Here is a 10,886-nt window from a genome sequence, read left to right on the forward strand (position 1 = left end):
CCAAAAGGACCCTCAATTCTCCTATAGTGAGCACGACTTGCGCTGGAACAATCAGCTCCAGTTGTTACGGCCCACTCACTCTCCGCGACGTCGGGAAGCGGCGGCCCCGAAGGGCCCCTCAGCCGACCTTGACCCACTTCGCCACCGACGAGATGCCGTCGGTGTCCGTGACGAAGAGCATGTACCAGCCGGGCGGCACCAGGGTGCTGTCCCCGGGCACCGTCACGGTGATCCTGCCCTCGCTCTTGCGCGGCTCCAGCGCGATCGACCGCTGCTCGACGTCGGTGGTGTGGGTGACGGCGCTCGGCCGCATCAGCCGGACCGTCGCGACGCGCCCGCCACCGGTCACCGCGTAGGTGACGGTGTCACCGCGCTCCACTTCCTCGGGCCCGGCGCCGATCACCGGCCGGTCGCCGCCCGCGCGGTGGAGCACGGCCGGGGTGAAGACCTCCATCCGCTGCTCGAACTTGCCCAGCTTGGTGTTGGCCTTGTCGCCGTAGAGCGAGTCCGAACCGAAGGTCGCCACCCGGCCGTCGGGGAGCAGCAGCGCCTCCGAGTGGTAGTTCCGGCCGATGGTGGGAGCCGCCGCCTCGGTGAACTCACCGGTCTTCGGGTCGTACGTCTGCGCCTTGAGGATGTTGCTGTCGCCGCGTCCCCGGTAGTCGCTCGATCCGCCGGTGGTGAAGACGGTGTCGTCCGGCATGATCACGCTGTTGAGGTAGCGCGTGCCCTGCGGCAGGTCGGGGCCCGCCCGGAAGACGGGGTTCTTCGCCTTGAGGTCCACGATCGCGGTGCGGGCGGTCGACACCTTCGACTCCCCCACACCGCCGCCGCCGAGGATCATCACCTTCTGGTCCTGGACCGGGGGCAGCATCAAGGAGGAGGCGGTCTCCGTGGCGTCGAAGTCGGTCAGTCCGCCGACCGCCTTGAAGGTGTTCTTGCGCAGGTCCCAGAGCCCGGGGGCACGTCCCTTGTCCGCCGGGCCGTAACCGGCGTTGGCTCCCGGGTAGAAGAGCCTGCCGCCCTTGGTGAGGAAGAGGGCGGGGTAGGTCGGGAAATAGCGGAACGGCCCCTTGGACCATTTCTTGGTCGTCCGGTCGTAGATCTCGGTGTCGCCGGAGATGATCTCGCCGACGTCGTCGAGCCCCGAGACCGCGAGCACCCGTCCGTCACCGAGTCCGACGAGGGTCGGGTACCAGCGGGCCTCCTTCATCGGGTCGACCTTGATGTACTTCTCGGCGAGCGCGTCGAACTCGTAGGCCGCGCGGATGCCCTGGAAGTCCTGTTTCTGCGTGGTGATCTTCTCGGCCAGGCCGTAGGAGTTGTCGGCGTCCGCGCCGGTGAGGCCCTCGATCTCGTACTGGGCGGAGTCGGTGGTCGCCGAGTCCGGGCCGGTCTCCACGGCCTCGACGAAGACCCGCTCCTCACCGGCGGTCACCTTGCTCTTCCACGGCTTCATCCCGCCGTCGGCGTAGTAGCTGACGGCGAAGCCGCGCTTGGCGGCCCGGGGCACGGTCACGTCGAAGAGGGAGCGGTACTCGACGCCCGAGGGTGAGCGGAAGACCGTGCCCTTCTTCAGGAACAGCGTCTTGTCCGGGTTCTCGTTCTTCACCCGCATCCCGCCCCCGGCCCGGGACACCTCGCCGTCGAGCACCTCGTAGCGGGCGGTGCCGCCGGCCACCAGCAGCCGTCCGTCGGGGAGCGCCGCGTGGCCGCCGCAGAAGAAGTCCACCGGGGTGTCGACCTTCTTGAAGGTGTCGGCCACCGGGTCCCACAGGATCGTGTCGAAGGTCCCCGCGTCGAAGTGCCGCTGGTTGTTGCCGGACCCGGCGACGATCAGCACCTTGCCGGTGTGGAGCAGCGCGGCGTGGATGGCGTTGGTCCGGTACCTCTTCGGGATGTCCACCCGCTGCCAGGAGCCGTAGCGCGCCTGGTAGCCGGGCTGGGCGATCTTGTACGCGTGGTACTGGTCCTGGGCGAACGAGAGCGCCGCGGGCGCGTTGAGCCCCGCGAGCACGACGACGGCCCCGCTGCCGAGGACCGCCCTCCTGATCCGTCTGGTGGGCCGGTGGGGCATGGGTCAGTTCCCTCCTGCGGTGCTGCGTACGGGTTCGGCGAGGGCGGCACCGGTCGTCGGCGCGCTCGGCGGCGTGGTGGTCGTCGTGGTGGTGATGAAGGTCGCCTCGGCGGGCAGTGAGTGCGGGGCCGTGCGCGGGACCGTCCGCCGGGCGTTTCGGCGGGCCCGCGCCGGGTGGGCCGCCCGCCAGTCGGTGTACGCCCACACGGCGACCGGGGAGAGTGCGACGGCCAGGGCCAGCACGGCCCAGGTGCGCATCGCCGCGTGCGTGTGGTGCAGGGGTACGGACGCGGCGAGCGAGACCAGCAGGACGGCGGCCCAGAAGAGGTGGACGCGGAAGGTGAGGAGCCGGTCGGGGCTGGTGGCACCGCCCTTGGGCGTGACGACGAAGCGCCCGCTGGTCCGCAGCACGGCGGCGCCGAGCGACTTCAGGTAGATCGGCGCGCAGAGGGCGGACATCGCCATACCGGCGATACCGCCGGAGCCCTCCGGTTCGTGCGGCGAGACGTTGTGCCGCCGGTTCCAGAGGTAGAGGCCGATCTGGAGGGCCGCCGCGTCGCTGTAGAGCATCAGCCAGAGGGAGGCGGACACCTCGGTGCCGGAGGCGCCGAGCCAGAGGAAGAGCACGCAGCTGAACACCCCGAGCAGCCAGTTGACGGCGGTCATCGGGTAGTAGACGAGCATCAGGGTGTAGTTGAGGAGCCGGCCCGGCGGCAGCCGGAACAGCCCCCTGACGTACTGCCGCAGCAGCGTCTCGTACGTCCCGCGCGACCAGCGCAGCTGCTGGGTGAAGAAGTCGGTCCAGGAGGACGGGCCCTCGCCGACGGCCAGCACGTCGGGGGTGTAGACGGACCGCCAGGGGCGGCCGGTGAGCGGGTTGCGGCGGCGGTGGATCTCGAAGCCGGTCGCCATGTCCTCGGTGATCGAGTCGTACAGTCCGCCGGCCTGGCGCAGTGCGGCGATCCGGACGACGTTGTTGGTGCCGACGAACATGGGCGCCCCGTAGCGGTTGCCGGCGCGCTGGATCAGGGCGTGGAAGAGGAACTGCTGCGACTCGGCGGCCCTGGTGACGGCCGCGTCGTAGTTGCCGTAGACCTGTGGGCCGACGACGAAGGCGGTGTCGGGGTCGCGGAACCAGCCCAGCATCCGCTCCAGGAAGTCGGGCAGCGGCACGTGGTCGGTGTCGACGGAGGCGAAGAACTCGTAGGCGTCGCCGTGCGCGTCGAGCCAGGCGTTGTAGTTGCCGTGCTTGGTCTTCGCGCGGTGCGCCCCCTTCGGCCGGTTCCACTCGGGGACGCCGCGCCGGGTGAAGTGGTGGACGCCGATTTCCGCGCAGAGCGCCCTGGCGGCCGGGTCGTCGCCCTCGTCGAGCAGCCAGACGTCCAGCGGTCCGTCGTGCCGGAGCCGTACGGCGGCCCGGAGGGTGGCGCGGAGCATGGAGAGGGGTTCCTTGCCCGGTACGTACGTGGTGACGAAGGCGACCTTGGTGCCGGGTTCGGGAACGACGGGCACCGGGTCCCTGGCGACCATCGTGGCGTGCGCGATGGAGACGACGTTGACGAGCATGAAGAGTTCGATCAGCGCGATGGAGACGAGCATCGCGGTGTCGGCGGCGACGAGCCAGTGCTCGCCGTTCTCGCGCCGGGTCCAGTGCGTCGGCCAGACCAGGTAGAGCAGGAGCAGCCCCGTGAGCACCGGGGCGAGGGTCATGAGGAGCACGGCGCGGGTGCGCCGCTTCTCCGCCGCGAGGAGGCTCCGGTACCGAACCCGGTACGCCGGTCCTTCCGGTTCCGTGAGCGGACCCGCGAGCCGGGAGTGGGAGTCGTAGTCGTAGACCTCCGACCGCACCGTGCCTCCTATGTCGAACCGGTTTGTCTCACCACATAAGTGGATCTTTCACAACGGGGCGACTCGGCAGGGCCGAGTGAGGGTTTCACGGACGTGCGGCGCGGCGTGTCCCGGGCGCGTCGCACCCGGAACGCGAGGAGCCCCCCGCCGTGTTGTGGCGGGGGGCTCCTCGGGGGAACGGTGCGGCGAGGGAACGGACGGGGCGTCAGGTGGCCAAGTACCGTTCCACGGTTTCGACCTTGGAGGTGAGTCCGTCGGTGACGCCGGGTCGGATGTCGGCCTTGAGGACGAGAGAGACACGTCCGGCGCGGGCCTCGACGGCGGCGACGGCGCGCTTGACGACGTCCATCACCTCGTCCCATTCGCCTTCGATCGAGGTGAACATGGCGTCGGTGCGGTTGGGCAGCCCCGACTCGCGGACGACGCGCACGGCGTCGGCGACGTATTCGCCGACGTCCTCGCCGACACCGAGCGGGGAGACCGAGAAGGCGACGATCACGCGTTCACCGTGCCTTCGCGGCGGGCGCGGGCGGCGATGACGCCGTCCGATTCGTACCGCTTGAGGAGTTTGTCGCCGTAGAGGCCGCCGAACGGCAGGAGGCAGAGCACGAAGAAGAGGGCGACCCGCTTGACGGGCCACTTCGCCTTGATCCACACGTCGAGCAGGAAGAGGACGTAGATCACGAAGAGGAGACCGTGCAGGGCGCCCAGCGGCATCATCAGGAAGTCGATGTCGGAGACGCGGCTGAGGATCGATCCGAAGATGATCAGCGCCGGGAAGGAGAGCGCCTCGGGAATCGAGATGAGGCGCAGCCGGTGCAGGGCGGTAGCGGTCTTGATGTCCACGGGGGCACCTTCGGTGGGAGGGTCGTCACGGCTTGTGAATGCAAGCACAAGCCGCCCCCATTGTGGCACCGCCCGTGGGCACCTCATGCCCCGGGGGCGTACGGGGAAGGTGGTGCGGGCGGGACGGGGCGCGGTCCGTGATCCTTTACCGGACACTGGCCCGGGCGCCGCGCGGGCGGCTACCGTCGGTCCGTGGCGATGTTCCGACTCCAAGGCAGCAAGACGCTCGCCGTCGATCTGACGGGCGATGCCGTGAAGGCGAAGAACGGCTCGATGGTCGCGTACGACGGCCGGATGGCGTTCAAGAAACTGTCCGGCGGCGGTGAGGGCCTGCGCGGCATGGTGACCCGCAGGCTGACCGGCGAACAGATGACGGTGATGGAGGTGCAGGGGCAGGGCACCTGCTACTTCGCCGACCGGGCGAGCGAGATCAATCTCGTGTCGCTGCGCGGCGAGAAGCTGTGGGTGGAGGCGAGCAACCTGCTCTGCACGGACGCCGGGCTGCGCACCGGCACCAGCTTCACCGGGCTGCGCGGGGGCGCGACCGGGAACGGCTTGTTCACCACGACCGTGGAGGGCACCGGCCAGGCGGCGATCATGTCGGACGGCTCGGCGGTGGTGCTCCGGGTGACCCGGCAGTACCCGCTGAACGTCGACCCCGGCGCCTACATCGCCCACCAGGGCGACCTCCAGCAGCACTTCCAGTCCGGGGTGAGCTTCCGCACGTTCATGGGCGAGGGTTCCGGGGAGTCGTTCCAGATCCGCTTCGAGGGCGAGGGACTCGTGTACGTGCAGCCCAGCGAGCGGAACACCATCGGGGGCGACGTCTGATGCCGTTCCGCGAGATCAACTCGAAGATGATCGAGGCGACGGTCGTCCCCGGTCAGAAGATGTACAGCCAGCGCGGCGCGATGCTCGCCTACCGGGGCGAGGTCTCCTTCACCCCGAACATCCAGGGCGGCCAGGGCGGGCTGATGTCGATGATCGGTCGGCGGGTGGCGAACGAGGCGACCCCGCTGATGACGGTGGAGGGCAGCGGCACGGTGATGTTCGGCCACGGCGGCCACCACATCCAAGTCATCAACCTCGCGGGCGACACCCTCTACGTCGAGGCAGACCGGCTGCTCGCGTTCGACGGGACGCTCCAGCAGGGCACGATGTTCATGGGCTCACAGGGCGGGGTCATGGGGATGGTGCGCGGCCAGGTCACCGGGCAGGGCCTGTTCACCACGACCCTCAAGGGCCACGGCGCGGTCGCGGTGATGGCCCACGGCGGGGTGATCGAGTTGCCGATCACGCCCGGCCGCGAGGTGCACGTGGACCCGCAGGCGTACGTCGCCCACCACGGGGACGTGCGCAACAAGCTCTCCACGGCGCTGGGCTGGCGCGACATGGTGGGGCGCGGCTCGGGCGAGGCGTTCCAGCTGGAACTCAGCGGCAGTGGTGCGGTGTACGTCCAGGCGTCGGAGGAGAAGCTGTGAGCACGCCCGTGATCTTCGATCCGACGACGCTGCCGTCGGACGACAACGTCAACGCGTACACCTTCTGCGTGGAGCTGAAGGGTAGTCAGTGGTTCCTCCAGAAGGGGAAGATGATCGCCTACTACGGGCGCATCGACTTCGACGGAGTGGGCAACGGCCGCTTCGACCGGCTGCTGCGGACGAGCTTTCACTCGCCGATGCACGCGAGCGACTGGGTGGTCGCCGAGGGCAGCGGCAAGATGCTGCTCGCGGACCGGGCCTTCGACGTCAACTCCTTCGACCTCGACAACGGCAACCTGACCATCCGCTCCGGCAACCTGCTGGCGTTCCAGCCGTCGCTGGCGCTGAAGCAGTCGATCGTGCCGGGGTTCCTCACGCTGATCGGCACGGGGAAGTTCGTGGCGGCCTCGAACGGGCCGGTGGTCTTCATGGAGCCGCCGCTGCGGGTGGACCCGCAGGCCCTCGTGGGCTGGGCGGACTGCCCGTCGCCGTGCCACCACTACGACCACGGGTACATGCGGGGCGTGATGGGCGGGCTGCGGTCACTGACGGGGATCGGCGGGACGTCCGGCGAGGAGCACCAGTTCGAGTTCGTGGGCGCGGGGACGGTGCTGCTGCAGTCGACCGAGGTGCTGATGGCCGAGCAGTCGGTGGGCGCGGTTCCGGTGGAGGCGGGGGTGCCGGGCGGGGGACGTCCCGGCGTCCACGGCGGAGGTCAACCTGGGTCCGCACCCCGCCTCCCCGGCCAGCTGGGGGATCTCCAGCGTCGGTTCGGCCTGTGAGCGGTAGTCTGCGGAGCGTGATTCCCAGGGGTACGCCCCGGGCCCGGCCCTTTCTCGTGCCCGGAGCGCCGCGCGTGCCGTGCGCGGCCCGGTGACCGGCGGCGGATGCCGAGGTGAGTGCCGGGCGGGTGCCGGGGGTCACAGCCCCCACTTCGTCCGGCTTTCAACTTCTTAGGTAGAATCCATATATGGAGACCGAGACGGCCACACGCTGGCTGAGCGACACGGAGCAGCGTGCCTGGCGCACCCACCTGGACGTCAGCAGACTGCTCACGCACGAGCTGGAGAGAGACCTCCAGCCGTTCGGCCTGACCATGAACGACTACGAGATCCTCGTCAACCTCTCCGAGGCCGAGGAGCAGCGCCTGCGGATGAGCGACCTCGCCTCGCTCACCCTCCAGTCCAAGAGCCGGCTCTCGCACCAGATCACCCGCATGGAGAACGCCGGGCTGGTCAAGCGCGAGAACTGCGAGTCGGACCGGCGCGGACTCTTCGCGGTCCTCACCGACCTCGGCGGGGAGACGATGCGGAAGGTGGCGCCGTACCACGTCGCTTCCGTCCGCAAGCACTTCATGGACCTGCTGTCCCCCGAGGCTCTGGCCGAACTGCACGCGGCTCTCACCCCGATCGCGGAGCATCTGCGCGGCCGGCGCGGCAGGCCGTAACCGCCCCCGTACGGGTGCGTACCGGCGCGGCAGGCCGTAACCGCTGCCCGAGGCCGTGTTGTGAAAGTAGCGCCGTCCGCCCGGAGGGCGGGTCAGGCGACGTCTGGTGCGTGCGATCGCAAGGCGGAGGGTCGCCCCGATACTGGACGTATCGGGGTGATCCCGACAACGCGGCGAGCGTGCGTGCCAGGCGTCGCCCGACAGGCGGGACTTTCACAACACGGCCTAGTGCGTACCGGGGCGGCCCGCACGCCGCGCCGGTACGCGCGCCCGGTCAGGGCGCTGCCGAGGTGACCCCCGCGACCAGTTCGTCGGCCGCGCCGTACGGGTCGAGCCGGCCCGCCACGATGCGCTCCGCCAGCGCTTCGAGTCGGCGGTCGCCGTGCAGGTCGGCGATCCGCTCGCGCAGGGCGGCCACCGCGATCGTCTCCACCTCGCGGGCGGCCCTAGCGGTGCGCCGGGCCGCCAGCACCCCGTGCTCCTCCATCCACGCCCGGTGCTTCTCCAGTGCCTCGACCAGCTCGTCGACGCCCTCGCCCCGGGCGGCCACCGTCTTCACGATCGGCGGCCGCCAGTCGCCCGGGCCCCGGGACTCCCCGAGGCCGAGCATGTGGTTCAGCTCCCGGGCGGTGGCGTCCGCGCCGTCCCGGTCCGCCTTGTTGACGACGTACACGTCGCCGATCTCCAGGATTCCGGCCTTCGCCGCCTGGATGCCGTCGCCCATGCCCGGCGCGAGCATCACCACCGAGGTGTCGGCCTGCGAGGCGATCTCCACCTCGGACTGGCCCACCCCGACCGTCTCCACCAGCACCACGTCGCACCCCGCCGCGTCCAGCACCCGGACGGCCTGCGGCGCGGAGCGAGCGAGGCCGCCCAGATGGCCCCGGGTCGCCATGGACCGGATGTAGACCCCGGGGTCGGAAGCGTGGTCCGACATCCGCACCCGGTCGCCCAGCAGCGCCCCGCCGGAGAACGGCGAGGACGGGTCGACCGCGAGCACGCCGACCCGCTTGCCGGCCTTGCGGTAGGCGGTGACCAGCGCCGAGGTGGAGGTGGACTTGCCGACCCCGGGCGAGCCGGTCAGCCCGACGACGTACGCGTGCCCCGCCAGCGGGGCCAGCGCCGCCATCACCTCGCGCAATTGCGGCGAAGCCCCCTCCACCAGCGAGATCAGCCGGGCGACCGCACGCGGTCTGCCCTGCCGTGCCTGTTCCACCAGGGTGGGGACGTCCACCATCACCGCTCCGTTCCTCTCACCGCGTGCCGTGCCGCGCCGCCGGGCCGTGCGTCACCCGTACTACTTGCCCGGTACGCGGATGATCAGCGCGTCGCCCTGACCGCCGCCGCCGCAGAGCGCCGCCGCACCGGTACCGCCGCCGCGCCGCTTCAGCTCCAGCGCCAGGTGCAGCACCACGCGGGCGCCGGACATCCCGATCGGGTGGCCGAGCGCGATGGCCCCGCCGTTGACGTTGACCTTCTCCGACGTGATGCCGAGGTCCTTCATCGACTGCACGGCGACGGCCGCGAACGCCTCGTTGATCTCCACGAGGTCCAGGTCGTCGACGGTCAGCCCGTCCTTCTTCAGGGCGTGCCGGATGGCGTTGGACGGCTGGGACTGGAGCGAGTTGTCCGGACCGGCCACGTTGCCGTGGGCGCCGATCTCCGCGATCCAGTCGAGCCCCAGCTCCTGGGCCTTCGCCTTGCTCATCACGACGACCGCGGCGGCACCGTCGGAGATCTGCGAGGAGGAGCCGGCGGTGATCGTGCCGTCCTTGGCGAAGGCGGGCCGGAGCCGGCCGAGCGACTCGACGGTCGTCTCGGGGCGGATGCCCTCGTCCTCGGCGAAGAGCACGGGGTCGCCCTTGCGCTGCGGGATCTCGACCGGGGTGATCTCGGCCTCGAAGAGCCCGTTCTCGCGGGCGGCGGCGGCGCGCTGGTGGGAGAGGGCGGCGACCTCGTCCTGCGCGGCGCGCTCCAGGCCCAGACGGGTGTTGTGCTTCTCGGTCGACTCGCCCATCGCGATGTTCTCGAAGGCGTCGGTCAGACCGTCGTACGCCATCGCGTCGAGCATCTCGATCGCGCCGTACTTGTACCCCTCGCGGGACTTCGGCAGCAGGTGCGGGGCGTTGGTCATGGACTCCTGGCCGCCCGCCACGACCACGTCGAACTCACCGGCGCGGATCAGCTGGTCCGCCAGCGCGATGGCGTCGAGCCCGGAGAGACACACCTTGTTGACGGTGAGCGCGGGGACGTTCATCGGGATGCCCGCCTTGACGGCCGCCTGCCGGGCCGGGATCTGGCCCGCGCCGGCCTGGAGCACCTGTCCCATGATCACGTACTCGACCTGGTCGCCGCCGATGCCGGCCCGGTCCAGCGCCGCCTTGATGGCGAAGCCGCCGAGGTCCGCGCCGGAGAAGCTCTTCAGGGAGCCGAGCAGCCGGCCCATGGGCGTACGGGCGCCCGCGACGATCACTGAGGTGGTGGTACCTGTCGTTCCTGACATGGGCACGGCCCCTAAGGAGGTGAGGGTGGTTGACGAGGGTTGACTTGAAAATGTACTGAGACGCCCACCGTCCGTCATCCGGCAGCGTGTGTGATCGCGCGCACCTTGCCAATCCTCCTCCCGGACGCTGCACTGGTCCCATGCTGACGCGAATCGACCACATCGGGATCGCCTGCTTCGACCTCGACAAGACGGTGGAGTTCTACCGCTCCACGTACGGCTTCGAGGTCCACCACTCGGAGGTCAACGAAGAGCAGGGCGTGCGCGAGGCCATGCTGAGGATCAACGGCACCTCCGACGGCGGAGCCTCCTACCTCCAGCTGCTGGAGCCGACCCGGCCCGACTCGGCCGTCGGCAAGTGGCTGGAGAAGAACGGCGAGGGCGTTCACCACATCGCCTTCGGTACCGAGGACGTGGACCAGGACTCCTCGGACATCCGCGAGAAGGGGGTACGGGTCCTCTACGACGAGCCCCGCACCGGCTCCATGGGCTCCCGGATCACCTTCCTCCACCCGAAGGACTGCCACGGGGTCCTCACCGAACTGGTCACGTCCCGGACGGAGCACTGACCGCCGGATACCCGGCCCGGTAGAGTGGGCCGTTCCGGGCCGGGGCCGGGGCCGGGGCCGTGAAAACGTCCCTGTCGTTTGTCTGTCACCATTCCCCGGGGGGCCGCTCGCCGGC

At 70.2% G+C, this 10,886-nt stretch carries 11 protein-coding genes; 5 read left to right on the forward strand and 6 right to left on the reverse strand.

Features of this window, described 5'->3' with window-relative positions:
• Positions 1-118: 118 nt before the first annotated feature.
• The 4 genes from ACWD3D_RS10105 to ACWD3D_RS10120 all read right to left on the reverse strand — a co-directional run bounded on the left by ACWD3D_RS10105 (position 119) and on the right by ACWD3D_RS10120 (position 4,771).
• A complete protein-coding gene (locus tag ACWD3D_RS10105) occupies positions 119-2,077 on the reverse strand; it encodes a galactose oxidase-like domain-containing protein (RefSeq protein ID WP_451460440.1) in 1,959 nt (652 codons plus the stop codon).
• Between the two features lie 3 nt (positions 2,078-2,080).
• On the reverse strand, positions 2,081-3,925 hold the full coding sequence (locus ACWD3D_RS10110) for a glycosyltransferase family 2 protein (RefSeq protein ID WP_451460441.1): 1,845 nt from the start codon (positions 3,923-3,925) through the stop codon (positions 2,081-2,083).
• 205 nt (positions 3,926-4,130) lie between these two features.
• Positions 4,131-4,424, reverse strand: a complete 294-nt coding sequence (locus ACWD3D_RS10115; RefSeq protein ID WP_266709201.1) for an MTH1187 family thiamine-binding protein — start codon at positions 4,422-4,424, stop codon at positions 4,131-4,133.
• Positions 4,421-4,771: a DUF3817 domain-containing protein gene (locus ACWD3D_RS10120; RefSeq protein ID WP_451142736.1), complete on the reverse strand. Its 351-nt coding sequence runs from the start codon at positions 4,769-4,771 to the stop codon at positions 4,421-4,423. The genes ACWD3D_RS10115 and ACWD3D_RS10120 overlap by 4 nt, the downstream gene beginning before the upstream one ends.
• Positions 4,772-4,969: 198 nt before the next feature.
• On the opposite strand from ACWD3D_RS10120, the gene ACWD3D_RS10125 reads away from it, so the two are divergent.
• The 4 genes from ACWD3D_RS10125 to ACWD3D_RS10140 all read left to right on the forward strand — a co-directional run bounded on the left by ACWD3D_RS10125 (position 4,970) and on the right by ACWD3D_RS10140 (position 7,699).
• Positions 4,970-5,602, forward strand: coding sequence for an AIM24 family protein (locus ACWD3D_RS10125; RefSeq protein WP_328723647.1), 633 nt, complete (start codon positions 4,970-4,972; stop codon positions 5,600-5,602).
• Entirely contained in the window at positions 5,602-6,252 is a 651-nt protein-coding gene (locus ACWD3D_RS10130) for an AIM24 family protein (protein ID WP_387371271.1), read from the forward strand. Before ACWD3D_RS10125 ends, ACWD3D_RS10130 begins: the two co-directional genes overlap by 1 nt.
• Positions 6,249-7,034: an AIM24 family protein gene (locus ACWD3D_RS10135; RefSeq protein ID WP_451460442.1), complete on the forward strand. Its 786-nt coding sequence runs from the start codon at positions 6,249-6,251 to the stop codon at positions 7,032-7,034. The genes ACWD3D_RS10130 and ACWD3D_RS10135 overlap by 4 nt, the downstream gene beginning before the upstream one ends.
• A gap of 188 nt (positions 7,035-7,222) precedes the next feature.
• The gene (locus tag ACWD3D_RS10140) at positions 7,223-7,699 is read left to right on the forward strand and encodes a MarR family winged helix-turn-helix transcriptional regulator (RefSeq protein WP_451460443.1); all 477 of its coding nucleotides are present in this window, start codon (positions 7,223-7,225) and stop codon (positions 7,697-7,699) included.
• Positions 7,700-7,973: 274 nt separating this feature from the next.
• Here ACWD3D_RS10140 and meaB read toward each other — a convergent pair whose 3' ends face one another.
• A complete protein-coding gene (meaB, locus tag ACWD3D_RS10145) occupies positions 7,974-8,936 on the reverse strand; it encodes a methylmalonyl Co-A mutase-associated GTPase MeaB (protein ID WP_451460444.1) in 963 nt (320 codons plus the stop codon).
• A 60-nt stretch (positions 8,937-8,996) separates the two neighbouring features.
• A complete protein-coding gene (locus ACWD3D_RS10150) occupies positions 8,997-10,202 on the reverse strand; it encodes an acetyl-CoA C-acetyltransferase (RefSeq protein ID WP_451460445.1) in 1,206 nt (401 codons plus the stop codon).
• Positions 10,203-10,342: 140 nt separating this feature from the next.
• Here ACWD3D_RS10150 and mce point away from each other — a divergent pair, with 140 nt between their 5' ends.
• On the forward strand, positions 10,343-10,771 hold the full coding sequence (mce, locus tag ACWD3D_RS10155) for a methylmalonyl-CoA epimerase (protein WP_451460446.1): 429 nt from the start codon (positions 10,343-10,345) through the stop codon (positions 10,769-10,771).
• Positions 10,772-10,886: the final 115 nt, after the last annotated feature.

This window comes from Streptomyces sp. NPDC002690, from assembly GCF_053592415.1.

Bases quoted from the DNA above. Each gene is read 5' to 3' on its own strand.
- ACWD3D_RS10140 (WP_451460443.1), top strand. From the start codon at position 7,223: ATGGAGACCGAGACGGCCACACGCTGGCTGAGCGACACGGAGCAGCGT.
- meaB (WP_451460444.1), bottom strand. From the start codon at position 8,936: ATGGTGGACGTCCCCACCCTGGTGGAACAGGCACGGCAGGGCAGACCG.
- ACWD3D_RS10105 (WP_451460440.1), bottom strand. From the start codon at position 2,077: ATGCCCCACCGGCCCACCAGACGGATCAGGAGGGCGGTCCTCGGCAGC.
- ACWD3D_RS10150 (WP_451460445.1), bottom strand. From the start codon at position 10,202: ATGTCAGGAACGACAGGTACCACCACCTCAGTGATCGTCGCGGGCGCC.
- mce (WP_451460446.1), top strand. From the start codon at position 10,343: ATGCTGACGCGAATCGACCACATCGGGATCGCCTGCTTCGACCTCGAC.
- ACWD3D_RS10125 (WP_328723647.1), top strand. From the start codon at position 4,970: ATGTTCCGACTCCAAGGCAGCAAGACGCTCGCCGTCGATCTGACGGGC.
- ACWD3D_RS10130 (WP_387371271.1), top strand. From the start codon at position 5,602: ATGCCGTTCCGCGAGATCAACTCGAAGATGATCGAGGCGACGGTCGTC.